This is a genomic window from Mesobacillus subterraneus (assembly GCF_023715485.1).
GTDB lineage: Bacteria > Bacillota > Bacilli > Bacillales > Cytobacillaceae > Mesobacillus > Mesobacillus subterraneus_B.
Map to the genome: position 1 here is coordinate 1 of NZ_JAMBOF010000020.1, position 23774 is coordinate 23774.

At 43.5% G+C, this 23774-nt stretch carries 22 protein-coding genes, 1 pseudogene and 1 riboswitch; of the genes and pseudogenes, 7 read left to right on the forward strand and 16 right to left on the reverse strand.

Features of this window, described 5'->3' with window-relative positions; translation table 11 throughout:
* Window positions 1-993, forward strand: a pseudogene (locus M3204_RS20500) (hypothetical protein); the annotation flags it as partial.
* A gap of 66 nt (window positions 994-1059) precedes the next feature.
* On the opposite strand, the gene M3204_RS20505 reads toward M3204_RS20500, so the two are convergent.
* Window positions 1060-1443 carry a YciI family protein gene (locus tag M3204_RS20505; RefSeq protein WP_251487068.1) on the reverse strand — a complete coding sequence of 128 codons (384 nt, stop codon included), beginning with the start codon at window positions 1441-1443 and terminating at the stop codon, window positions 1060-1062.
* 81 nt (window positions 1444-1524) lie between these two features.
* Between M3204_RS20505 and M3204_RS20510 the strand changes: the two genes are divergently transcribed.
* On the forward strand, window positions 1525-1893 hold the full coding sequence (locus M3204_RS20510; RefSeq protein WP_251487073.1) for a DUF948 domain-containing protein: 369 nt from the start codon (window positions 1525-1527) through the stop codon (window positions 1891-1893).
* A 215-nt stretch (window positions 1894-2108) separates the two neighbouring features.
* Entirely contained in the window at window positions 2109-4487 is a 2379-nt protein-coding gene (locus tag M3204_RS20515; RefSeq protein ID WP_251487076.1) for a M14 family zinc carboxypeptidase, read from the forward strand.
* Between the two features lie 38 nt (window positions 4488-4525).
* On the opposite strand, the gene M3204_RS20520 is transcribed toward M3204_RS20515, so the two are convergent.
* From M3204_RS20520 to M3204_RS20550, 7 genes are all read right to left on the reverse strand, one after another.
* On the reverse strand, window positions 4526-4954 hold the full coding sequence (locus tag M3204_RS20520; protein WP_251487080.1) for a hypothetical protein: 429 nt from the start codon (window positions 4952-4954) through the stop codon (window positions 4526-4528).
* A gap of 91 nt (window positions 4955-5045) precedes the next feature.
* Window positions 5046-6236, reverse strand: coding sequence for a M14 family metallopeptidase (locus M3204_RS20525; RefSeq protein ID WP_251487083.1), 1191 nt, complete (start codon window positions 6234-6236; stop codon window positions 5046-5048).
* 117 nt (window positions 6237-6353) lie between these two features.
* Entirely contained in the window at window positions 6354-6923 is a 570-nt protein-coding gene (locus tag M3204_RS20530) for a TetR/AcrR family transcriptional regulator (RefSeq protein ID WP_251487086.1), read from the reverse strand.
* A 15-nt stretch (window positions 6924-6938) separates the two neighbouring features.
* The gene (locus M3204_RS20535; RefSeq protein ID WP_251487089.1) at window positions 6939-7646 is read right to left on the reverse strand and encodes an MBL fold metallo-hydrolase; all 708 of its coding nucleotides are present in this window, start codon (window positions 7644-7646) and stop codon (window positions 6939-6941) included.
* A 298-nt stretch (window positions 7647-7944) separates the two neighbouring features.
* Window positions 7945-8667 carry an amino acid ABC transporter ATP-binding protein gene (locus M3204_RS20540; protein ID WP_251487092.1) on the reverse strand — a complete coding sequence of 241 codons (723 nt, stop codon included), beginning with the start codon at window positions 8665-8667 and terminating at the stop codon, window positions 7945-7947.
* A complete protein-coding gene (locus M3204_RS20545; RefSeq protein WP_251487095.1) occupies window positions 8664-9320 on the reverse strand; it encodes an amino acid ABC transporter permease in 657 nt (218 codons plus the stop codon). The genes M3204_RS20540 and M3204_RS20545 overlap by 4 nt, the downstream gene beginning before the upstream one ends.
* A gap of 170 nt (window positions 9321-9490) precedes the next feature.
* Window positions 9491-10321: a basic amino acid ABC transporter substrate-binding protein gene (locus M3204_RS20550; RefSeq protein WP_251487098.1), complete on the reverse strand. Its 831-nt coding sequence runs from the start codon at window positions 10319-10321 to the stop codon at window positions 9491-9493.
* Between the two features lie 232 nt (window positions 10322-10553).
* Between M3204_RS20550 and M3204_RS20555 the strand changes: the two genes are divergently transcribed.
* The 3 genes from M3204_RS20555 to M3204_RS20565 all read left to right on the forward strand — a co-directional run bounded on the left by M3204_RS20555 (window position 10554) and on the right by M3204_RS20565 (window position 13309).
* A complete protein-coding gene (locus M3204_RS20555; RefSeq protein ID WP_251487102.1) occupies window positions 10554-10925 on the forward strand; it encodes a VOC family protein in 372 nt (123 codons plus the stop codon).
* A 136-nt stretch (window positions 10926-11061) separates the two neighbouring features.
* On the forward strand, window positions 11062-12276 hold the full coding sequence (locus tag M3204_RS20560) for an MFS transporter (protein WP_251487104.1): 1215 nt from the start codon (window positions 11062-11064) through the stop codon (window positions 12274-12276).
* 253 nt (window positions 12277-12529) lie between these two features.
* On the forward strand, window positions 12530-13309 hold the full coding sequence (locus tag M3204_RS20565) for a formate/nitrite transporter family protein (RefSeq protein ID WP_251487107.1): 780 nt from the start codon (window positions 12530-12532) through the stop codon (window positions 13307-13309).
* 232 nt (window positions 13310-13541) lie between these two features.
* On the opposite strand, the gene M3204_RS20570 is transcribed toward M3204_RS20565, so the two are convergent.
* The 4 genes from M3204_RS20570 to M3204_RS20585 all read right to left on the reverse strand — a co-directional run bounded on the left by M3204_RS20570 (window position 13542) and on the right by M3204_RS20585 (window position 20512).
* Window positions 13542-14546: an ABC transporter permease gene (locus tag M3204_RS20570; RefSeq protein ID WP_251487110.1), complete on the reverse strand. Its 1005-nt coding sequence runs from the start codon at window positions 14544-14546 to the stop codon at window positions 13542-13544.
* 1 nt (window position 14547) lies between these two features.
* Window positions 14548-16053: a sugar ABC transporter ATP-binding protein gene (locus tag M3204_RS20575; protein WP_251487113.1), complete on the reverse strand. Its 1506-nt coding sequence runs from the start codon at window positions 16051-16053 to the stop codon at window positions 14548-14550.
* Window positions 16054-16322: 269 nt separating this feature from the next.
* Window positions 16323-17423 carry a sugar ABC transporter substrate-binding protein gene (locus M3204_RS20580; protein WP_251487116.1) on the reverse strand — a complete coding sequence of 367 codons (1101 nt, stop codon included), beginning with the start codon at window positions 17421-17423 and terminating at the stop codon, window positions 16323-16325.
* 94 nt (window positions 17424-17517) lie between these two features.
* Window positions 17518-17624, reverse strand: a riboswitch (SAM riboswitch).
* A 143-nt stretch (window positions 17625-17767) separates the two neighbouring features.
* Complete coding sequence (locus tag M3204_RS20585; RefSeq protein ID WP_251487119.1) at window positions 17768-20512, reverse strand: dynamin family protein; 2745 nt, start codon at window positions 20510-20512, stop codon at window positions 17768-17770.
* A gap of 376 nt (window positions 20513-20888) precedes the next feature.
* Between M3204_RS20585 and M3204_RS20590 the strand changes: the two genes are divergently transcribed.
* Entirely contained in the window at window positions 20889-21410 is a 522-nt protein-coding gene (locus tag M3204_RS20590) for a hypothetical protein (protein WP_251487122.1), read from the forward strand.
* Between the two features lie 34 nt (window positions 21411-21444).
* Here the strand turns inward: M3204_RS20590 and M3204_RS20595 are convergent, their stop codons facing one another.
* The 4 genes from M3204_RS20595 to M3204_RS20610 all read right to left on the reverse strand — a co-directional run bounded on the left by M3204_RS20595 (window position 21445) and on the right by M3204_RS20610 (window position 23762).
* A complete protein-coding gene (locus M3204_RS20595) occupies window positions 21445-21642 on the reverse strand; it encodes a hypothetical protein (RefSeq protein WP_251487125.1) in 198 nt (65 codons plus the stop codon).
* Window positions 21635-22162 (reverse strand): ubiquinol-cytochrome c reductase iron-sulfur subunit, encoded by a 528-nt coding sequence (locus tag M3204_RS20600; protein WP_251487128.1) that lies wholly within the window; start codon window positions 22160-22162, stop codon window positions 21635-21637. Before M3204_RS20600 ends, M3204_RS20595 begins: the two co-directional genes overlap by 8 nt.
* 38 nt (window positions 22163-22200) lie before the next feature.
* Window positions 22201-22935: an Mrp/NBP35 family ATP-binding protein gene (locus tag M3204_RS20605; RefSeq protein ID WP_251487133.1), complete on the reverse strand. Its 735-nt coding sequence runs from the start codon at window positions 22933-22935 to the stop codon at window positions 22201-22203.
* Window positions 22936-23210: 275 nt separating this feature from the next.
* Window positions 23211-23762: a 4Fe-4S dicluster domain-containing protein gene (locus M3204_RS20610; protein ID WP_251487136.1), complete on the reverse strand. Its 552-nt coding sequence runs from the start codon at window positions 23760-23762 to the stop codon at window positions 23211-23213.
* Window positions 23763-23774 lie beyond the last annotated feature (12 nt).

The window sequence follows — 23774 nt, forward strand, 5'->3', positions numbered from 1 at the left end:
ACTGAAGAAGAAGTGACTGAAGAAGAAGTGACTGAAGAAGAAGTGACTGAAGAAGAAGTGACTGAAGAAGAAGTGACTGAAGAAGAAGTGACTGAAGAAGAAGTGACTGAAGAAGAAGTGACTGAAGAAGAAACGGAAGTATCTCCTTCTATTGCTAACAAAATGAAGTCTAAAGCTTTCAACGCAAGCGCAACTGCTAAAGAGAAAGCTAACGAAAACTCTGCTGTTGCTTTGTCTGTAGAAGTAACTGAAGAAGAAGTAACTGAAGAAGAAGTGACTGAAGAAGAAGTGACTGAAGAAGAAGTAACTGAAGAAGAAGTGACTGAAGAAGAAACGAAAGTATCTCCTTCTATTGCTAACAAAATGAAGTCTAAAGCTTTCAACGCAAGCGCAACTGCTAAAGAGAAAGCTAACGAAAACTCAGCTGTTGCTTTGTCTGTAGAAGTAACTGAAGAAGAAGCTACTGAAGAGGTAGTGACTGAAGAAGAAGCTACTGAAGAAGTAGTGACTGAAGAGGAAGCTGCTGAAGAAGTAGCTACTGAAGAAACTACTACTGATGAAGTATCAGTTGAAGAAGATGTAAATGAAGAAACAGTTGTATCACCTTCTGCTGCTAACAAAGCTGATGCTAAAGCTAGTGTAAATGCAAGTGCAATTGCTAAGGAAGTTGCTGCATTAATCTCTGCTGTACAAGCTGCTTTAACTGAAGAGGTTGTTGCTGATGAAACTGCTTCTGAGGAAACTACTGATGAAGTATCGGTTGAAGAAGATGTAAAAGAAGAAGCTGTAGTATCTCCATCTGCTGCTAATAAAGCTGATGCTAAAGCAAGTGTTCATGCAAGTGAAATTGCAAAGGAAGTTGCAGCTTTGATCTCTGCTGTACTTGCTGCTGTTGAAGTTTCTGATGAAGAAGCCGGTGAAGAGGTTGTTGCTGATGAAACTGCTTCTGAAGAAGTGACTGAAGAAGTAACAGTTGATGCTGAAACAAAATAATAGGTTCTAATAACCTTGAAGAAAAGGACTTCCATTTAACGTGGAAGTCCTTCTTTATTGGGGCAATTAGTGAATTAGATTTCCATTGGTTTGGGGGCTGTCCATTAACCAGTTATTCTCTTCGTTTACGACGATTAATTCATTGATTTCGTATGTATTAAAGTATTTCTCTTTTATGAATGGATCGCTTTCTGCAATACTGATTGCCTCATCGATGTCTCCACAATTTAGGATGATCATGGCCTCTTCGTTGTTTTTAAACGGGCCACCCACCATCAGTTTTCCTTCCTGGTTTAAATGCCTGAGATGCTCTATATGCCTTGTTAAAAGGCTCGCATTAAGCTCACTCGTCCTCTTGTCTTTTAGGAATACGACAAATATACTCAAAATCAAGTCTCCGATCACAATGGATTTCCGGTTCATTATACCATTTCCAATATATCTCATCATGTGATATGTCTTTCCCCTGTTAGATTCATGCTTTTGTGGGTAAATACTATTCAAGGAGTAAAATGAAGGAGGCTTAAAATCATGATCATTGTCTATATTAGTATCGCTGTCATTGTGGCTTCCCTTGCTTACCTTGGATTTGTTGCTTTTAAAACTTTTAAAGAATCCAAGCCAACCATCGAAAGCCTTCAGGAAACGGCAACACGCGTCCAGGCTAAAACGGATGCCATCAAAGAAGAAACAGATCTACTTACATTTAAACAGCAGAAGCTGATGACAGACTTTGAAAAGAAGAAAAAAGCTGTCAATACGGTCGTTTTTTCGGTAAAACAAACCCCGGTTGTCTTCAAGAATGCGCTTGTAGCAAAACCTGTTGCTGCTCTTGAACGCCAGTATAAAGCAAGGCAATGGAAACGAAATCGCCGCAATCGAACAGCACAGCCACAATAAACAGGGCCGAGAGCCCTGTTTTTTCATTTTGTCATGCTAAGTGACTATCTTCCTATATTCCTTCTTCCATTTATTTTCCCAATATCCTAGAAACCATTGATTAGTGCGGCTTCCAAACTCCAGCTCAACTTTTAGGCATTTTGTACGATTGTCGAAATAATAATTAATTATTATTATGTATAAATATACAATCAATAATATGGAGGAATACATATATGAAGCATAGAAAAATCATCTCGGGTGTGGTGGCAGCAAGTTTGCTGGCTGCTTCTCCCTGGACTCCAACGCTTGCGGAGTCTTTTAAATGGACTAATGTTAATGTGAATGAAGATCAGGACGGCAGCTTATTCAACAGCGAAAACTATGACTTTATGAAATTCTCGGAAATTGGCGTAAAGCTTGCAGAAATCGAAAAGCAATCGAATCGTGTGAAAGTTGAAGTAAAAGGAAAATCCTCAACTGGCCAGCCTCTCTACGTCGTGACAATCGCAGCACCCGATACTCAAGGTAAATTTGGCAAGGTTCAGTCTCTACGAAAGCAAATGTTCAAGAATCCTGGAAAAGCACAGGATTGGATTGAAAGTAATCCTGACTTCAAGGTACCCGTGATGATCAACGGTTCAATCCACGGCACAGAGTTTGTCGGCAGTGACGCAGTTATGCAGCTGATTGAACGTTTCGCACTTGAGAATGATGATACAACGAAGGAAATTCTCGAGAATAACATTTTGATATTCAACGTTGTTCAAAATCCTGATGGCCGTATCGATGCCACTCGCTTCAACGGAGAAGGAATCGACTTAAACCGTGACTTCATCACGCAATCACAGCCGGAAACACAGGAAACAGTTGCATTGATTAAGGAATGGAATCCTATGGTCTTCCTTGATACTCATGGTTATGTAAAAAATTACGCGCCGAACAAGCAGGGTCTTCTTGAGCCTTGTACAGTTCCGCACAATCCTAATTACGAATACGATCTTTATGAAAAATGGGCAATGAACCAGGCGGAAGCAATGGAAGCCCAAATCATGTCCAACAAAGAAAAATATACTGGCACCCTCTATCAATCAATGGTAGGAAGCTATATTCCTCAGCGTGATGACGCAGAGGGCTGGGATGATTACCCGCCAATTTTCACTCCAATGTACGCGATGTACCATGGAGCATACGGCCACACGCTTGAGGCACCAACGAATGACCTTGATGGCGTACGCTGGATGTATGACGCAATCATGGGCGCACTGCAATATGCAACGGATAACAAACAAGAAATGATCAAAGACCAAATCGAAATGTTCAAGCGCGGGATCAACTTCGACCACCCGTTCCATGATGAAGGATTCTTCCCTACAGCCTATGTGCTGCCGGTCGATTCTGAGGACCCAACTGTGACGCAAAAAGCTGTAGCCCATCTTCAGAAAAATGACATTGAAGTAGTTCAGGCATCCAAAGCGTTTACTGCAGATGGAAAATCTTATCCTAAAGGTACGTATATTGTAAAATTGGATCAAGCAAAAGCAGGCCTGGCCAATACTATGCTTTGGGATGGCGAGGATATCACTGAAGATGTAGATGCAATGTACGATATTTCCGCATGGAGCCTTCCTGAACTTTGGGGCTTTGAAGCCATCGCCGTAGAAGATGAATTCGATGTGACTGCAGCGAAAGTGAATCAAATTCAGGAGCAGGGGTCTGTGGGTGGTAAAGGTCCATTCATAATTCCAAACAGTTCTGTTAAAGCCGTGAACCTAGTGAACACACTTTTACAGCAAGGGGTACCTGTAAAACGGGATGCTGAAGGCAATTTTTACACTGAAGCAGCCGCAAATACGATTTCAGCAGCAGTTAAACAATCTGGTCTGCACATTGAATCCGCAAAGGTTCCTGCAGATGCAGTAGAGGTATCCAATCTGAAGGTCGCAATACTGAAGGACGGCGGCATGAATAAGGCTCAATCACATTCAGGTACAAAGTTGGCACTTAAGCGTCTTGGCTTCAACGTTACAGAAGTCACTCCAGTTGAAGTTGCCGAACAAGGCCTTTCTGGTTTCGATGTTTTTGTCTACAGCGGAACGGAAGGTTTGATTGCACCTACCCAGCCAAGAACGGGAAATAAGGAATTCGGTTTCGAGAATCCAGGCCAGTTCAACAGCTTCAAATCGAATGTGGAGAAATTTTTAACTGCTGGCGGTAAATATATCGCAGTGGGTGCCGGTGCATCCCTTGCGACTAAAACATTAGGTCTTACAGATGACAAAGTTGTTGTCGCGGACTACAACAGCAATGGTATTGCTAAGGTGGATTACACTGGAGCAGGTGTCACTGCAGGCTACAGTGCGGATGACCTTGGGTTCGTGTATCGCCCTGTATGGTATGAAAATACAGATAACGACCAGGTTTACGCGACATTCGACGACAACAGCGACTTCTTCGTTGCTGGCCACTGGAAAGACAATACTGCTGCACAGGGCAAGGCAGTCATCGTGAAAGAACAAGATAAGGACGTAACTCTTATTGGTCTCGAAGCAGGCTTCCGCGATCATACCGACTACTTGTTCCGACTTCTTTCCAACAGCATTTTCGAAAAATAAGAATGATAAAAGCATCGGGCTCTTGCCCGATGCTTTTATTAGTTATGTGAATAGTATCTTTCCAAAAGGTGATAATCCCTAGTTTTTTGAATCTCGATATGGTTAGCCAAAGCGAATTCTTCGAGCTCGCGAATTAGCTGTTCGCTGTAAAAGTAGGCAACTCCGAAATTTAACCCTCTCTTTACCTTAACCACTGCATTCTTCGTCGTCCAGCCAATCCGGCCGAACTTTATTTTTTTTATTTTGTCTGGCGTCAGAATTTTATAGTAAATCGTAAATTTAAAAAGCTTAATTTTATATTCAAGCTGATCTGAGGTAATCGTCAATTGGAGTTGATGTAAGATAATCATTAGCGCGACAAAAGTAATTGGAAGCTTTATGAACCAGTTTAAGTTAGGCAGGATGAACGCACTTATGAAAAGTATTGCATACAATATATTCTTGGACATTTTTCCTGAATAGGTCAATTGAGTTCGCCTCCTCGCACTCCTATTTTACCAGATAAATCCAAATAATAATATAGAAAAAGACCACCATTTTACAGGTGATCTGCTTTTTTCATAGATATAGTCCTGCAAGGAAAATCCCCAATGCTTCTTCATAAATCTCATCAAATTGCGACAATGGCAACGGATTGATTCCAAAGCCCAGCTCGACCGTAAAACCCGGCCGGCGCCAGTCCTGGATGAACCAGTCCTTATAGCCGGCATAGCTCTCAATTGTTTTTACCGGCTGGTAGCCGCTTACCCTGGCGAATTCATTGACCATGGCTTCTGATTCGGGAGGTTCAAGGTTGTCGAAGCCCCAATAAATCACTTCCCCTTGAGTGTGGAAGGCGAGCACCCGAGAGAAATCGCGCCGGCGTGTCAGTTCTGCCATGGCAATGGCTTCTGGCTCGGATAATGGACGTTCTCCTACATAATCCCTTGGCCCAGGACTGCTTGGATTCCGTTCCTTTTCCAGCTCCCATTTGGCCGGGAATTGGTCGTTCAGGTCCACTCCCCTGATGTTTGCTTTCCAGCCTGTGAAGTCTCTGCTTCCTTTATTAAGCTCGACAACACTTTCATTCCATGGCTCAGCTTCAGGCGGTCCATTGAGCACAAGATCCACCCCATCTGGATTCACCATCGGCACGACTGACAAGGTTGTTTGACCGTAAAAATTCAACATTGACAAGCCGCGGATCGAAGACTTATTCGTTAGTGCAAGCAGGTAATCGTTCAGGAAAGTCATAATTACTGGAGTCGTGATCCATTCATTTGCATGGAAAGAGGCATTATAATGGACACGTTTATTGCCATTTCCGATCAGGGTTTCAGGAATCCGTTTTCCTAAAACTGAATTACCAATTGACGGCACCCTCATGAATGGATAGACATTCTCCAAACGCCTTAAATCGCTGATAAGGGCATCATAATCATAATTCTTTTTCCCCTGGACAATTCTCCAAGTAACCCTCAAAGGGATCTTGATCATCTGGCCTATAAACAACCCGTTTGGATTGATGTTCCGGTTTGCCAAAAGCAAGGCATCAACCTGGATATTCCTTCTCTGGGCAATTCCCCAAAGTGTATCGCCCGCACGGATTCGATAGTCCACTGCCGCAAAACCCGGGACTTTCACTGTCTGCCCCGCTTGCAGTGCATTCGGATTCAAATTACTGTTGGAATCTATGATCAGCTGAAGAGGGATATTGAAAACATTGCTGAAATACCAAAAGGAATCTCCCCTTCTCACATATATATCCATAGCGCTCCTCCTGTTCTTTCTAAAGTAGCATCTATATATATGTATGTGACTACTTTTCAAAACTGGCAGGAATATTTAAAATAGCACTCAGCACCGAGTCTTTTTTTATATTGACACCTATTTGCTTAATCCACCAAGAAACGCTTTGACTGACAGCCTATAACTCTCGTCTAAATCAAGTGACAGTCCAAAACCTCCTTTTTGTTCCAGTGAGGCAAAGCCGTGCATAATGCTTCTCAACCCCCTTACTGCATGGATGGCCTCCTCTTCCTTTAATCCAAAAGGGGCGATTGCTGATACGACCAGAGCCACAATTTGTTTTCCGGCTTGATATACATCTTCATCAGCAGGATTGGGAGCAGATAATGCAGACTCGTATAACCCTGGATTCTTTCTCGCAAAGGTTAAATACATTTCACTTAATGCCAGCACAGCTTCTCCTCCAGGCTGCTTTCCTGATGCTCCAGCCGCTAAACAAGCGTACAGTTTATTTAATGAATAAATAGCGAGCTCTCTTTTGATCCCTGGAAGACCTTCAAAGTGGTTATACAATGACGGTGATTTTATGTTGAGCTTCTTTGCCACGGAAGCAAGCGTCACTTTATCGATTCCATGGTCGTTCGCAAGCTCAGCTGCAGCGATGATAATCGTGTTTTTGTCGAGTGCTACTTTTGGTCTTGGTGACATTTTTAATAAGCTCCTTTATTTTGTAAAAGTTGTTTCGGCTTTATTGATTGCTTTTTCTATTTGGGATTCTGGAGAACGAAGTAATTCTCCGTGCCCTACTGCCAGCAGGCTTGGTTTCAGTTCATGTATTTTCTTCGCGCTTAGTACCGCTGTTTTTTTGTCCCATGTAGCCATAGCAGGAAAAGGAAACCACGGGATTGTCACTCCTGATACTGCGGTCCCGCCCCTTGTTTGAAAAGCGTCACCTGCAATCAGCGCGTTTGTTCTTTTATCAAGGAATGACATTGAACCAGGTGTATGGCCGGGAGTTGTATACGCAATCAAGGAACCGATTGAGTCTCCATCTTTAAGGAGAACATCAGGTTTTGTCTCGATTTTCTTCGGGATTCCGCCGCGGATTGGTGTCTGTGGTTCAGCTGAATCAAGCGATGTGTCTCCGGCAAGGAGGCGGGAATCACGTGCTGAGATATAAACAGGTACATTCAAAGTCTCCTTTAATTTATCCAGCGCCCCGATATGGTCTCCGTGCGCGTGGGTCAGGACTATTCGCTTGATTGGCTTCCCGATTTGTCCAACCGCCTCGATAATCGCTTTTGCACTATTTGGCAGTGCAGCATCAATCAAAGTGAGTCCATCTTCTTCCTCAACAAAGTAACAATTTACCGGAAACAACTTTGGCATAAATGTTAATTGATATAAGTACCCGTCTTTAATCACTCTCATTTTTATTGCCTCCCGTTAAAACTAATATCGTTAGTTTTATATTAACTAATGACATTAGTTTTAGCAATAATAAAGTGGATAAATTTAATAATTTTTTTCTGAATGCATTTTAAGATCAATTTTATGGCGGATTTACAATGAAGTGTGGGTTGAGGACCAAGCTGATAAATTTTATTTCCGGTTTGGGTTCGTGTATTTTCAACCAAATAAAAAGGAAACCACACAAACAGGTGGTTTCCGCTTAATCAAACGTTTGATTGGATTAGGCTGTCTGCAACAACAGGTTTATTAAAAATTCCTATAGAATCTTGCTTAAAAAGGCTTGAGTACGCTCGTGCTGTGGGTTTTCAAAAAGTTCTTTAGGCTGGTTTTCCTCGATGATCAGCCCGCTGTCCATGAAAATGACCCGGTCCCCTACTTCCTTGGCAAAGCCCATTTCATGGGTGACGACGACCATAGTCATTCCTTCACGAGCCAGCTGCTTGATTACCTCAAGCACTTCACCGACCATTTCTGGATCGAGGGCTGATGTTGGTTCGTCAAAAAGCATGATTTTTGGTTCCATCGCAAGTGCCCGCGCGATGGCAACGCGCTGTTTTTGCCCTCCGGAAAGGGAAGCAGGATAGGCTTCGGCCTTATCCTCAAGGCCGACTTTTTTCAGAAGTTCCATGGCTTTTGCCCTCGCCTGATTTTCATCAATGCCACGAACTTTTAAAGGCGCCAGCATGATATTTTCGATTACCGTCTTATGCGGGAACAGGTTGAAATGCTGAAAGACCATCCCGACTTCCTCGCGCACTTTGTTGATATCCGTTCCTTTGTCAGTAATATCCATGCCTTCGATCAGCACATGCCCGTCCGTTATCGTTTCGAGCAAATTGATGCAGCGCAGGAAGGTTGATTTTCCGGATCCTGATGGACCGATGACTACAACAACTTCCTGTGGCTGCACGATAACATCGATTCCATTCAACACCTTGTGGCTGCCAAATGACTTTTGCAGATTAGCGACTTTAATCATTCTGTTTTCAGCCTTCTTTCAAGGAGATTTAATAAAAAGCTAAGTGAAAGAGTCAGGATAAGATAAATCACCGCTGCTGTAAGGTATGGCTCCCAAACCCGGTAGTACTGACCCGCCATCGAACGGCCCCAGTACATGATTTCCGGAGTGGCCACGATCGCAGCGAGCGACGATTCCTTGATCAAGACGATGAATTCATTGCCAAGCGGCGGGATCATTCGCTTGGATGCCTGCGGTAAGATGACATATCTCATTGATTGGACGTGACTCATTCCAAGCGATCGTGCTGCTTCCATCTGCCCCCGGTCGATCGACTGGATTCCTGCCCGGAAAATTTCAGCGATATAAGCCGCAGCATTCAGCGACAGGGCGATAATAGTCGCGACAATCCCATTCGTTTGCCCGAGGAACACCGGCACGACTCCAAAGTGAATCAATAAAATTTGCACGAACAACGGTGTTCCCCGGAAAAAAGTAATATACCAGTCAAATGGCCAGGCCAGCAGTTTCCGGCGCTGCATCTTGCCAAGGCCGATAAACAAACCAAGGATTGTCCCAATTGCAATCCCGGCCAATGACAGTCCGATCGTTAATAACGTACCTTTTAATAGATAAGGAGAATACTCAACTATAATGTCAAAACGGAAATCCATAGTTTGCCCTCCAGTTTAGAAAGCTCCCAGGCTCTGGAGCAGACTTTTTTTCAAAAGGCTGTTCTCACCGGCTTCCAGGAAAATTTAATTAAACATATACCGAGCCTTAAAAAAGATGCGTAACGCTAGTTCAAGAGTTACGCATCTTCGCAGGCTGATTGATTTCAGGTTTATTTTGATGCTTCTTGTTCTGCCTTCAGCTTTTCCATGTTTGGCTTTTGGCCGAACCATTCCTGATAGATTTTTTCATAAGTGCCATTCTCGAAAACTTTCTTGATCGCTTTATCAAAATCTGCCTTCAGCTCAGTTCCTTTCGGGAACAGGAGACCGTAGAATTCAGCCTCGAAGCTGCCGCTGTCTTCAATGACCTTCAGTTGTTCCTTTGGATTGTTTTTCGCGTAAACTTCAACAACTCCGTTATCAGCTACAACTGCATCTGCTCCGCCACTCAGCATTTCCATGATCGCCAGATTGTTGTTATCGAATTTTTTGATATCCTTGCTGTTCTTGCCAAGCAGCTTATCCATCGCTTCCTGGCCAGTCGTTCCATTCTGGACTGCAACAACCTTGCCTTTCAGGTCGGCAGCGCTTTTTATATCACTATCTTCACGAACCAAAATTTTATTGGTTGACAGGAAGTATGGCAGTGAAAAGTCATAGGTCTGCTTGCGGTCATCGTTGATTGTGATGGAAGATACCGCTAAGTCCGCACGTTTGCTCTTGATTTCAACGAAAATCGGATCCCATCCGACGTTTTCAATCTTCAACTCATAGCCTGCTTCTTTTGCGACTGCTTTCAGGAAGTCGATATCGAATCCTACAATCTTATCCCCTTCCATGTATTCAAATGGCGCATAGGCGGCATCAGTCACGACCCTCAGTTCTTTTTTCTGCCCATCCGAACCTGTGCCGCTCGTTTCGCTTGACTTGCTTGTTCCGCATGCCGACACAATCAGCGCCGTGATTGTCATCAATACAATGGCCAAAAATCTCTTTTTCATCCTTGCTTCCCCCTCTTTTTCATTAAGGCTGTTTTACATTGATTGTTACGTTTTTAGTGTAAAAGCTAAAAAACTATATAAAACGGGCCGAAACTTTTAATAATTTATATGTAGGAGAGCAGGCTTGTATTACCTGTATAAATTGATAAGAAAAACTTATCTCTAATAATAGACAATCGGTAATTTCCTTATCTTTCCTTCTGCATTAAAATAAAAGAAGGGAGGGATTCATATGTCGTTTAAATTTAAGGAGATTGATCACGTACAGCTAGCGGCTCCAAAGGGTTCAGAAAACGATGCACGGAAATTCTTCGGAGAAATATTAGGTTTTGAAGAAATCGAAAAGCCAGCTGAGTTGAAGAAACGTGGCGGTGCATGGTTCCAATATGGAAACTGCCAGATTCACATTGGCATTGAGGAACCTTTTGTACCAGCGCGCAAGGCGCACCCAGCCTTAGCCGTCGAGAATATTGATGGATTGAAACAGCATCTGGCTTCTTCAGGTGTTGAATACATTGAAGACGAAAAACTGCCTGGGGCAAACCGTATTTATGTCCATGACCCATTTGGTAATAGAATTGAATTGCTCGAGTGGATGGACTAAAAAGACTTTTGTCTTTTTTACATAACGAAATTTCTATATGTGTACTTGCTTGCTCGATTGGTTTTCAATCGAGCTGAATTTTGGTATAATATTTAGAAAAGCGAAATATTCGTACTGAGAAAGAAGTGTTGATGGTATGACCCAGCAGCAAAAGGCGAAACGCAACTTGATCATCATGTGGTTCGCAAGTTTCTTCATCGCCGGCAGCATGACAATGGTGATGCCCTTTCTCTCCTTGTACATTGAAACATTCGGTGATTTTTCTGAAACATATGTCCAGAACTGGTCCGGTCTGACGTTCAGCATTACTTTTGTGACTGCATTTCTCTTCTCACCTGTCATCGGGCGGATGGGTGATCGATTCGGAAGGAAAAGAATCCTGATTTTCATGGCGTTCGGGATGGGATTATCCGTCTTCCTGCTAGGATTTGCCTCATCTGTCTGGGAATTATTTTTACTGAGGATGTTCATGGGGTTATTCTCGGGGTTCATCCCTGTTTCCCAGGCACTAATCTCAACACAGACACCAAAGGAACATGCAGGTAAAGTGTTAGGGACTCTGCAGACAGGCAGCATCACAGGCTCACTCCTTGGGCCCATGATTGGCGGAGTGCTTGCCGATGCTTCTGGCTATGCAACCACCTTCCAATCTACGGCAGCTTTCATTATCCTGTCCGGACTGTTAGTATTCATGGTCAAGGAACACAGGGTTGATATCAAGAAGGGGACGAAGACCAATTACAGCCGCCAAGAGGTTCTTCAGCATATACTTAAAAACCCGATTATGGTCAATGTCCTGCTGATGTCGATGCTCGTCCAGGTCGCCCATTTCAGCATCCAGCCGATTTTATCGTTATATGTCGGTGAATTGCATGGCCCTGAAAATCTGGCATTTTACTCCGGAATCGCCTTTTCCGCAGCCGGGCTCGGCAATTTGATGATGGCGCGAAAGTGGGGCCAAATCGCTGATCGGGTCGGCTATATAAAAATCCTCGTCATCCTCCTGTTTTTATCAGCAATTGTCTATCTGCCAGGAGGATTCGTCGATAACATTTGGCAGCTAGTGATCATTCGTTTCCTGCTCGGAATCACCATTGGCGGCATCATCCCCGTGAGAGTTGCCTATATCAGGCAGGAAGCTCCAGTCGCGATGCAGGGCGAGGTGCTTGGCTACAATACCAGTCTCCGTTTTTTCGGAAATATTATTGGACCGGTACTCGGCGGGTTTCTCGCGGGATTTTACGGGTTCACATCTGTATTCATTGTGACAAGCGGACTGCTTTTAATAAGCGGGATTGTCCTGTACGGCTCGATGCAGAGAAATCCACAGTATGTTAAGGATACCTTTTAAAAATGCACTAAGACTGGATCATTTTTATGATTTTAGTCTTAGTGCATTTTTTCGCAACAAAATAAACTCGAGCTAAATTACCGTCAGGAAAAAAAACGTTTTGATACTTTCAAAAGCACTCAACATTGCTTCAAGTTCTTTTAATATACCTGTTCCTGGTTTTTGACCTTCAGCATAGGGAACAATTACATAGGAATAAAAGTTTGTGGTAGAATACACTTCATATTACATAATGCAGATCGGGTGATTTAAATTGGAAGTACAAGCATTGAAGGAGGTCGAAAAACTGGCCTTAAAAAAGCATAAAATCTTTAAGCAAAGCAAAACAAGGTATTTGGCGAGGGCGGCACTTGCCTCGATGTTCATTGGGTTCGGTGTGATTGTCGCGTTCAAAACCGGGAATTTCTTTTACCTGGAGCATTCACCGTTTGCCTATCCAATCGCCGCGATCACGTTCGGTGCCGCGATTATCCTGATCGCATATGGAGGCGGCGACTTATTCACGGGAAACACATTTTATTATACGTTTGCCGCGCTGAGGAAAAAGATGGCGTGGCTTCAGGTTGTGAGGATGTGGGGATACAGCTATCTCGGCAATATAATTGGCGCAGCCGCCTTCGCCTTCCTGATTTATACGACGGGATTATTCGATGATCCTTCGGTGCACGGGTTCCTGTTAAGTGTAGCTGAAAAAAAGACACTCGCACCAACAATGGAACTGTTTTTCAGGGGAATTCTCTGTAATTGGCTCGTTTGCCTTGCGTTCTTTCTGCCGATGTCGATGAAGGGAGACGGAGCAAAGATGTTCGCCATGGTGTTTTTTGTCTTCTGCTTTTTCATTTCGGGATATGAGCACAGCATCGCGAATCTGTGTACTTTTGCTATCAGCCTGGTGCTTGACCAGCCTGAATCCGTTACATTTGGCGGTGTGATTCACAACCTCATTCCAGTTACAATCGGCAATCTGATCGGAGGCGGGATCATGATGGGCTGGATGTACTATTATGCGAATAAGCCGTTTTTTGAAGACTAAAGAACAAACTGAGAAGATGAAACCAAAACGGTTTTGTCTTTTTTTTGCAAAAAAACCGGATACAGCATCTGCTATATCCGGCATATCATTGTATATTTCCACAATGGAAGCTGCTTTTTCTGATACTTTGCATCATCTTATGTTTCAAAAATACAAAGCTGTTTGTTTAATTTGACACTTTTATGGGTGCAAAATCAGAAGGTCATTCCACCTGAATCGGACTCACTTCACCTTAATGCCTTTGCTTGTAATAGGTGATACCAAGTGCAAATGCCAGCACGGTCCCTTTCACGATATCCATTGCATAATAAGGGACTGACATCATAACGAGACCGTTTTGGAGGATGCCGATCAACACCGCACCGACAAAAGTTCCGAACGCATTTGGCTTGCCTGCTCCGAGAACGGAAAAGCCGATGAATGCCGCGGCTACCGAATCCATCAGATAAGGAGATCCCGCACTGATTTCCGAGGTCATGACGCGGGAAGCGAGTACAATCCCGCCAATCGCCGCGAATAAAGCAGATAAAAGGTAGGCTGCTGTCTTGTAGCGGTTGACTGGAATGCCTGACAGCCTGGCTGCCTCTTTATTACCGCCAATCACATACATATAGCGCCCATGCTTTGTATAGGTCAGGAAAATGTGGACGATTATGACCGCTACGGCCATGATCAAGATAATCCATGGTACCTGGCCGATTTTTGCGAACAACGCGCTGATTGTTCCTGTTGAAAAACTGCCATCAGGCATGATCATGTTTTCAGAAACAGTGGCTCCCTTTGTATAGGTAAGCGCGGTTCCCTGGATGATGAACATCATCGCCAGCGTCATCAGCATATCAGGAATTTTCAGCTTCACAATCATGAATGAGTTGATTGCCCCGACAATCAGGGCAGCTGCTAGCGCGGAAAAAATCGCAATCAGTGTGTTCTGCGAAAACCAGACGAACATCGAAATGACAATCGCGTTCGATAACGATGCAACTGAACCCACAGACAAATCAAAGCCATCTACGGTAAGGGAAATCGTAATGCCGATCGCAATGATCGTGACGATGGAAATCGATCTTAAAATATTGATTAAGTTATCACCGTTAATGAACGAAGGATTGGCAGCCGCAAAAATAGCGATTAGGACAAAGATTGTCAGGATTGTTCCGTATTTGTATAGGAACTGGAACAGTTCGAATGCTTTTTTCGGCGATGTTTCTTGCTGCAATGGGAGTTTTGCGTCCATCCTATCTTCCTCCTGTTGAATAGAATAAAAGTTCTTCTTCTGTTGTTTTTGCGGTTTCCAGCTCCTTGACGGGTTCACCGTCATAGAGCATGTAAACACGATTCGTGATGCCGACGATTTCTGACAGCTCCGAGGATGCATAAACTACACCCTTCCCTTGAGCTGCGAGTTGGGCAATCAACTCAAAAATATCCCGTTTCGCTCCTACGTCCACTCCTTTTGTCGGTTCGTCAAAAATGTAAACCTCTGCATCAGCAATCAGCCATCTGCCAATCGCCACCTTCTGCTGGTTCCCGCCTGAAAGGTTCTCCACTCTGCTTGTTTCTGAGGATGTCTTGATACCAAGGGCACTTATGTATTCGAGCGCAGTCTTCTTTTCTGCGCGCCTGTTTATAAAACTTAGGAATCCAGTGAATTTTTTCAGATTTACAGCGGTCAGGTTTGAAGTGACTGATTCGGATACGAGCACTCCTTCCTTCCGCCTTTCCTCCGGCACGAGGGCGAGCCCGCTTTTAACGGCTGAATGCGGACTGGTCAGCTTTAGGCTTTTTCCATTAAGCTTTACTGTACCTGTAACATGCGGCACTGCCCCAAACAGGGCTTTGCACAACTCAGTCTTGCCTGCTCCGACCAGGCCAGCAATGCCAACAATTTCTCCTGCTTTTACATGGAGTGAGGTGTTTTTCACTTTACCTCCATCCGTTAAGCCTTCCACGTCAAGGAGAGTTTCACCGTACGGGCTGACTCTTGACGGGAACTGATCTTCCAGCTTCCTCCCAAGCATATATTCAATAACCTGGTTTGGGGTGACCTCAGAAGTGTTCTTCTTCACGATAAACTCTCCATTGCGCATGACCGTCAGTTCATTACATAGCTCAAAAATTTCCGGCATCCGGTGTGAAATAAAAATGATGCCAACACCCTTTTGTGCAAGTTCCCTGGCAATCCTGAACAGCTCTGTCGTTTCCGTATGGCTTAGAGGTGCAGTCGGTTCATCGAGAATTAAGATGGAGCAATTGCTTGAGATTGCCCTTGCAATCAGCACTAGCTGCTTTTCTGCAAGCGTCAATTCTCCGGCAAGCTTCTTAACAGGAATGCAAAGATTCATTCCAGAAAGAATGTCTTCCGCTTGTTTGAACAGCCGATTCCAATTAATCCAATGCTTATTTTCCATCGACTGGACAGTTTGGTTCAACATGATATTTTCGGCCACCGTCAATGAAGGGATGATTGCGGTATCAACCTCCTGGTAAACCGTCTGGATTCCATACCTTTGCGCATCGGCAGGCGTCGTGATCTCGATTTTCTCCCCATCCAGGGTAATATCACCCGTATAATGGCCGTAAGCGCCGGAGAGCACCTTCATCAAAGTCGACTTCCCTGCCCCGTTCGCACCAATAAGTGCGTGGATTCTCCCAGTTTCCGCGGTAAAATCAACACCGTTCAGAGCGCGTACGCCTGGAAAATCAATGGTGATGTTGTTCATTTTCAATTTCTTAGCCGACATTTCGGATCCTCCTCTCCTAACAATCTGCAAAGCAGACACTCTCTTGGGTTGAGAGTGCCTGCTTATGGATTTTTTCTTTTATTGAACTGGAAAAAATCAAGTGGAATTTCCAGTTCGCTATAAAATTTTCATTTTCGCTATAAAAATAAGATTTTCGCTATAAAAATATTTTTTTCGCTATAAAAAAGAGATTTTCGCTATAAAAATATTTTTTTCGCTATTAAAATTTGCAAGTCCGTTTTTGGGCATTGTTATCTGCCTTAAAAACGTTATTTCTTGTAATGCTCCTTCAATTTCTTGATCCAATCTTCCTCAAATGCATCGGATTTTCCCCAGCCTTCGATGATATCAGCAAGATTGACCATATTTACAGGATTTTTTGACTCCTGAAGCTGTTCCTGTGAAATCAGGGATGCTTCAAGATCATATGTTGCCGGGGTTTCTTCGCCAGCAAGTTTTTTCGCAAGCAGTCTCATGTTCACTTCACCGATCAGCTTTGGATCAACCGCAGCGGTGTATTTCCACGGGCTGCCTTCCCCTTGTATTTCCTGGAGGTCTGCGTTAGAGACATCAATTCCATAAATCTTGATTTCATCGCGGCCCGCTTCCTTTATTGCTCGGGCAGCTCCAATCGCAAATGCATCCCATGTTGCGAAGATCGCGTCAATCTCGCCTTTTTGATGCTTATTCAGCATGGCGGCTACAGCATTTTGAGTTTGGACACTCGTATCTGCCGCTGCAACTCCGAATCTCTCAACCTCTTTGATTCCCGGGTTTGCCTTCAGAGTTTCCTGATAAACTTTATTTCTTCTAACCATCGGCGGGAAGCCATCCACCCATAGGTAAACAATATTCGCTTCGCCATTGTGGTCCTTCACAAGCTGGTCAAGGGCTTGCGTTGCCAGCACTTCATCATCCTGGGATGTCAGTGTGACTCCCTCTACCTGTGCCAAATCTGGATTAGAGTCGAAGGTAACAACGCTCTTGCCTTTCTCAACAAGCTTTTTGACATCATCAACAGTAGCAGCGTCATCCCCATGGGAAATGATGAACCCATCATAGTCCTGCTGAAGTCCCTGGTTAATCGCATCGTGGAATTTAGCTGTATCTCCATTAGCGGTAAATACGTCAACCTTGAAGCCCAACGCTTCTCCCTCTGCTTTCGCTCCAGCTAAATACTGTGCAGTATGGTCATCTCCGCCAATTTTGCGGATAACTTTGATTTTTACTTCTTCCCCTTTAGCGAATCGCTCGGGAACCCCTTCAACCGGACCGCTTGCAGTCTTCGTTTCTCCGCCGCCGCACCCAGTCAGCAAAAGTGCAGCCGCAATCGCTGATACAAACACATTTCTTACATTTCTTTTTCTCATTTCTTTTCCCCCTTTATTATCTGCTGAATTTAACCCAATAAAAAAACCTCTCCAGAAAAGAGAGGTTTCAGCATAATAAAACAGACGGATTCCTCTCTTATCTTTCAAAACAATTAATGTTTTGCAGGATTTAGCACCAATTCCGTATGGAACGGTTGCCGGGCGTCACAGGGCCAGTCCCTCTGCCACTCTTGATAAGAGAATTTCTTTATTAAGTTAATGATGCAAATCGATAAATCTTACTTTAATCTCCTATACTCATATTGTCAATATTATTTAGAAAATTAAATTTTATTCTCAAAAGAAGAAGGAAGATCCCTTCTTCAGGGATCTTCCTTCCTACGTTACCCTCGGCCCGCAGCAGTCATCCATTCGTACTGGCGAAGCTTCACCTCGTACAGTGTCAATGGATCGCGGTACAGTTCAGGGTTGATCCTCATTTTTTCCAGCTCATTCTTGCCGTAATCAATTTCTGAACGAGCATCTTCAACTGCCTGCTCAAGTGCAATAAATGGCTGCTTAAAGAACAGATTCACATCGCGCTCAATCGATTTTTCGAAAATCTCAAATTGCTGAAGGAATCTCTTCGCAATCGAAACAGCGATCTCATAATAATCTTCTGTCTCAAGATATGTTTTATAACGGTTGTACAGCATGGCATTGTTTTGCGGCAGTACTCCGAGCAGCTTGCCTGCACTTTTCAAAAAGAACTGCTGCGGTGTTGAGCGGTGCATAATATTGACCTTCTCATAGTAGACTCCATTCGTCAGGCGGTCTGCATCACGACGCCAGTCATCGAGCACCTTGAAGTCACATTCGAGCTTAATCCGCTCATCTCCATACATGGAATTGAAACCTTCGGCCATTTCATCCAGGTAGGATTGGCTATGGCCAAATTCATCCTTGGAAAATTGGACCCAGCCTTCTAAGGATTCATGGAATTTAGGCAGTACCGTGCCGTCGAGATATTCCTGGATTCTTTTATTCATTTCAGCATCCATTTCATCATGAAGCTTGCCGAAATCGCTGTCCTCTGTCACTAAATCAGAACACCCGCGCAGTATTTCGGGAATTTTCTCGATCATTTCAGCACGAGTATCATCCTTGATCTTGCGGAAGGACTTTTGGATTGAGCGTGATTTTTCCTCTTCAATATCTCCCAGCTGATTGATTGCGCCAGTTAGCTTAACAACCATTTCATCATTCCAGCTGATAGACTCCATGTGGTTGTTCTCTAATTCAATGCGCTTATCAAGTAAATAGGTAATCGCTCTTCTGACAAAGAATTGCAGTTTAGCCGTACGTTCTTCCTCCATATTGACTGCTCTTTTGTTTGTATTGATAAAATCAGAGAAATCTTTCAGCTGCTGCTGCTTATCATATGTTGAAGAGAACGCAAACATTTTGGCTTCCGGATAATATTGACTGATTTCTGACCAGTTATTATCGAATACTTCAATCGCTTCCTGTTGACTGTAGATGACATCCATTTTATTAAGCAGGAAGTGGATCGGCAGATTCGGGAAATACTCCGTTATTTTTGATAAGATATCCCTTTCCTTTTCAGTGAATGGATCGCTCGCATTCAACACGAACAATACACTGTCCGCAAAACGCAAATAATTGAAAAGCGGATGCTTATCATAGTTGTTGCGGTTGACTCCTGGAGTGTCAATCAGAGCAAGTCCATGGTCACGCAAAAATGGAAACTGTGCTTTGAAATCAATAACTGTTTCATGTTTATGCGTTTGGCGACGTACACCTGCCGCCTCCTGAAAACCTTCAATATCTGTAATTTGGCGTACGTCAGTATCATTTAGTTCATGGATTTCAGTATTCTCCTGGTCCTTAAACCGGATGACAGCCGCAGTCGGCGCTGTAATCAGGTCTTCCCCAATAATCGTATTCACAAAAGTGGACTTCCCATTGCCGGAAACACCTGCGACCAACAGGTTATGGGAATTGGATTCATTAAGCTCCTGAACCATCCATTTAATCCTGTTTCCGACTTCAATCTCATGTTCTTCAGCCCAATTGATGATCGACTGGAACAGGTTCATGCTATCCTCATAGCCTTCATGATATTCGCGCGAATTCAAGACAAGCGTTTCTGCATCATGAATTGCGGCTGGAGTGATTGAGCCAGGAAAAACTTCGTTCCAGGCAATGATGGATGAAGCTGATACAAGACTGTTTGAGGGTGTAGTGATTTTCAGCCAATTTGTGAGCAATTCTGGTATTAAAGATGAAATCTCCTTGATTAACCGGTCACCATTAATCAATTCGAAATAAGAATCCTGGTAGACAGCTGATAGCATGTTCCAGCCGTCTCTTCTATTTCCATCCATACCGCTGAACAAATGATTGAATTCCTTTAGCCAAGTCATATAAGCACTGTGGTCTTTATAGCTTTGCCATAGAGAAACAGCAAGCTGTTCAAAGCGGCTCCTGTCTACCTGGAATAAGATTGATAACGCCTCATTGAAATATTCCGGCGCAAATGAACGGGTATGCCCGTGGTCCACATACTGCTTCAACACATCAAACCATTTTGGCGAACCGGTGCGGACTCCTTCATTGACTGCCAGTTCAACAGCATTGTCCCAGTCATTGTGTTCTTCGAAGAAGGCACGAGCAATTTCCGTCACGCCTGGATAATCCGGATCCAGCGACACAGATTTCTTGGTAACCGCGACCGCCTTGTCAAGCTCTCCCTGCTCTATGTAAAGGGATAACAACTGCAGGCCGCTCTCAATTTTCAGGACGTTGCTTTCAGTCTCGATAGATAGATACAGATCCTCTGCTGAAGAAAGCAGGCCTAGCTCAAGGAACGCGTCACCCATGTTTTTTTTCGCCCAAGGTTCAAGCTCATTCGTGATGTTCTCCCATTTAAAAATAGCAGCCTCGTAATCTTTATTGTGAAAGTAAACCTCACCTTGCGCAAAACGAATGTAAGAAAGATCTGGCATATCATTCTTCTGTTCTGCAAGGTATAACTCTCCAAGTACGCGTATTGGGTGTACCCGTTCTCCCGAATCCATATATGTTTCAAAATACGACTTTTTGATTAGTTGCCCTTCAAATGTCATGTCCTTCCTCCGACCTTATAAGAATATGAATCCATAAAAAGAGCCATCAGGCTCCTTCTGGCAAAATAAATTAATCTTCTTAACATTTACTTTTTCCTCTAGGCTATTGCCTTCAAACCTTATCATTGTATTCTATCAAACAATTTTACATTCAATATTTCAGCAAGCTTTCAGTTACGCTACAACAGCTGCAAATTTTGTAACTTTTTTAATATATGAACCATAAATTTGCCAATTGCAGTCGAATAAGGGAACTGACTATATCTTTCGAACTATAACTCGAATTTCTGGGGATGGAATGAAGTTTGTCACACCGTTGATAGTGTAATAGCATTATAATTATGGGTATAAGCCGGAATCGAAAGAGGAGATTATTTTGCTTACTTTAAGAATTATGGGTACTCCCATTGAACATATAGAATCTGAACATATTAAAAAGAGCGGCAGCACATATTCCGTCATCAGCGGCAATAAAACAATAGCTACAATTAAGGGAACAGAAAACGAAGTCGAATTCCAGATTGACCCGTACCTGGACCTTGACCAATTTCAGTTTTTAAGAAACATCATCATGGAACTAAGTTATGGAAATGAAGCTGCAATAGATGAGAGGGAATGCCAGCTAGGCTACCTGGAGAATGGCGAGAAAGCTTATTTAATCAAAAACTGGGATGAGTGGAAGGCATTTTTGATGAAAGCAAAACTAAGAACACTTGAAGGCCAGAATGTGCAGGCACTGAATGGAGCTGGCGAAGAGCTCGGCTCCGGGCTGCTCGCTGAATATGAAATCACAACTACTCCGTTTCGCATCACCAGCTGCACGTTGATAACCCTGTTCGGTGAGAGAAAATTTGAAGGAGCAAACATTAGAATAGTGCCGACAAATCAGTTTAGCTAATGGAAAAGCAGCGGGTTCTATGGCCCGCTGCTTTCTACTTTTTGTATTCTGCTTTTTTCCAGATGAAAAATGCTGCGGTTGCAAGGATGGTTGAAACCAGCGCTACCGTTACCGCTGCATACACACGCTCATCCTCATGTCCGTAATACCCTTCAATCGCATTTGAAAGGGAAACGACATTGACGGCAATGAACAGGAAAATCGAAAGGAATGCTGCTCGTTTTTTATCCATGTCTTACTTCCCTCCCAACTGCATATACCTTACCATCTTTGATTTCAAGAAGGATTTTTGGCAGTTCACGCTGCGGCGGACCCGCCATCGGCTGGCCGCTGTCTACATTGAAGTAGCCTTTGTGGCAAGGGCACAGCAACACATTTTCCTTATGCTCATAAAAGACAGGACACTGCAGATGTGTGCACTTATTATTGTATGCGACGAATTTATCTTCTGGTGTTCTGACCAGGATTGCCGGCTCATTCTTTGTCGGGTAATTAAAGTTCCTCGATTCACCGATTGCCAAATCGTCGATATCGGTGATTTCTACTCTTTTCACTTCACCGTTTTCATCACGCAAGAATGTAAAGATTCCAAATGGCGTCGTTGCAAGGCCGATTGCAACAGTGGCTCCAAAGGAAGCTTTCAAGAATGCCCTTCTATTTAAATGGACATCATCTTTCCTGTTCAGATTATCGATCAGCTTGATCATATCCTTGTCATCTTCATGATGCGTCTGTTTTTTATCATCAGTCATCGCCAAATCCTCCTGCTCATAGAGTTCATTGCATTATTTTAAAACTTAGCATCAATTTTTTCTGCCAGGTTAAGATATTCCTTGAAAAGCACACTGTTTTCAGCGGCAATCGCTGGTGTTTCACTGTTTTCATCCGCTTCCTGGATAGGCAGCTGTGCCAGCAAATCCGTACCTAATTGTGCTGCCAGCTCCTCGCCGCCGCCTTTTCCAAAAATGAAATACTGTTGTTCGCTGTCTTCAGGTTTGAAGTAAGACATGTTCTCAACGACACCGATGACATCATGCTTGCTCTTGATTGCCATTGCGCCGGCACGTTCTGCTACGAAAGATGCTGCTTTATGCGGAGTCGTCACGACGATTTCCTTGCTTTGCGGAATCATCAGGTGCATATCAAGGGCAACATCCCCTGTGCCAGGAGGCATATCCAGAATGAAATAATCCATTTCTCCCCACAGCACATCTTCGGTAAAATGCTGAATCATTTTTCCAAGCATCGGTCCGCGCCACACAATCGGCTCGTTATCCTTCACGAGGAAGCCCATGGACATTACCTTGATACCGTTCGCTTCTACCGGGATGATTTTTCCGTTAAATGTTTTTGGTTTTGAATCTATATTAAGGATTTTCGGTACACTGAATCCGTATATATCAAGGTCGATTATTGCAACTGACTTGCCAAGCTTTTGCAATGCCAGCGCAAGGTTTACGGATAAAGAAGATTTCCCTACTCCGCCTTTTCCGCTTGTGATTGCCAGTACATTTCCTTTTAACATTTGAACGCACCTCTTTTTTTTGGATGGGTTATTAATCCCTACCTTTAATGAAATTAGTTGAAACCAAACTGGAAAAAATCGTTGGGAATTTCCAGTTCGCTATATAATTTAATTTTTCTCTATAAAAAATTGTTTTTCGCTATATTATTTGGATTTTCGCTATAAAAATGAAATTTTCGCTATTAAATTCTCATTTTCGCTAAATTCCTTACCTTTTAACAAAACAGAGCCGGCCCTAATGAACTTAGCGCTCTTTTCCGGCCGGCTCCATTTAATTATGATTGTGAATCAGTATAAACGCCGAAGAATTCAGGTACGTAATCCCATTTATTGCCCTCTTGCGGCTTTTTGCCTTCAACCAGGTTCATTTGGGTACGTTTTCTGCGCAATTGCTGCATTTCATCAAAATCGATGAAGCGAATTGCGTCACTCGGGCAAACAGACGCACACATTGGCGCGATATCGTGGCGTGTTCTGTCATAGCACATATCGCATTTGTACATTTTGTTCGTTTCGAAATCGAATTTAGGGATACCGAATGGGCAGCCAAATGTACAGTTACGGCATCCGATACATTTTTCTTCCATCGCTGAAAGCACCACGCCTTCTTCCGTGATCTGGATGGCGTTGGCCGGGCAGACACGCGCACATGCTGGGTCTTTACATTGCATGCACAGCATCGGGAAGGTCTGGCGTGATTCGGTAAAATCAACATATTCTACATAGTTACGTTCTTTTGCATCATGGTCTCCACACTCTCGGCAGGCTGCCTGGCAGGCACGGCATCCTATACAGCGTTCAAATTCCAGGTACATAATTTTATTCATAATAGCCGTTCC

Excerpts from the sequence above, each read along its gene's own strand:
- M3204_RS20505 (WP_251487068.1), bottom strand. The coding sequence starts at position 1,443 with ATGATGAGATATATTGGAAATGGTATAATGAACCGGAAATCCATTGTG.
- M3204_RS20510 (WP_251487073.1), top strand. The coding sequence starts at position 1,525 with ATGATCATTGTCTATATTAGTATCGCTGTCATTGTGGCTTCCCTTGCT.
- M3204_RS20515 (WP_251487076.1), top strand. The coding sequence starts at position 2,109 with ATGAAGCATAGAAAAATCATCTCGGGTGTGGTGGCAGCAAGTTTGCTG.
- M3204_RS20525 (WP_251487083.1), bottom strand. The coding sequence starts at position 6,236 with ATGGATATATATGTGAGAAGGGGAGATTCCTTTTGGTATTTCAGCAAT.
- M3204_RS20530 (WP_251487086.1), bottom strand. The coding sequence starts at position 6,923 with ATGTCACCAAGACCAAAAGTAGCACTCGACAAAAACACGATTATCATC.
- M3204_RS20535 (WP_251487089.1), bottom strand. The coding sequence starts at position 7,646 with ATGAGAGTGATTAAAGACGGGTACTTATATCAATTAACATTTATGCCA.
- M3204_RS20540 (WP_251487092.1), bottom strand. The coding sequence starts at position 8,667 with ATGATTAAAGTCGCTAATCTGCAAAAGTCATTTGGCAGCCACAAGGTG.
- M3204_RS20545 (WP_251487095.1), bottom strand. The coding sequence starts at position 9,320 with ATGGATTTCCGTTTTGACATTATAGTTGAGTATTCTCCTTATCTATTA.
- M3204_RS20550 (WP_251487098.1), bottom strand. The coding sequence starts at position 10,321 with ATGAAAAAGAGATTTTTGGCCATTGTATTGATGACAATCACGGCGCTG.
- M3204_RS20555 (WP_251487102.1), top strand. The coding sequence starts at position 10,554 with ATGTCGTTTAAATTTAAGGAGATTGATCACGTACAGCTAGCGGCTCCA.
- M3204_RS20560 (WP_251487104.1), top strand. The coding sequence starts at position 11,062 with ATGACCCAGCAGCAAAAGGCGAAACGCAACTTGATCATCATGTGGTTC.
- M3204_RS20570 (WP_251487110.1), bottom strand. The coding sequence starts at position 14,546 with ATGGACGCAAAACTCCCATTGCAGCAAGAAACATCGCCGAAAAAAGCA.
- M3204_RS20575 (WP_251487113.1), bottom strand. The coding sequence starts at position 16,053 with ATGTCGGCTAAGAAATTGAAAATGAACAACATCACCATTGATTTTCCA.
- M3204_RS20580 (WP_251487116.1), bottom strand. The coding sequence starts at position 17,423 with ATGAGAAAAAGAAATGTAAGAAATGTGTTTGTATCAGCGATTGCGGCT.
- M3204_RS20585 (WP_251487119.1), bottom strand. The coding sequence starts at position 20,512 with ATGACATTTGAAGGGCAACTAATCAAAAAGTCGTATTTTGAAACATAT.
- M3204_RS20595 (WP_251487125.1), bottom strand. The coding sequence starts at position 21,642 with ATGGATAAAAAACGAGCAGCATTCCTTTCGATTTTCCTGTTCATTGCC.
- M3204_RS20600 (WP_251487128.1), bottom strand. The coding sequence starts at position 22,162 with ATGACTGATGATAAAAAACAGACGCATCATGAAGATGACAAGGATATG.
- M3204_RS20605 (WP_251487133.1), bottom strand. The coding sequence starts at position 22,935 with ATGTTAAAAGGAAATGTACTGGCAATCACAAGCGGAAAAGGCGGAGTA.
- M3204_RS20610 (WP_251487136.1), bottom strand. The coding sequence starts at position 23,762 with ATGAATAAAATTATGTACCTGGAATTTGAACGCTGTATAGGATGCCGT.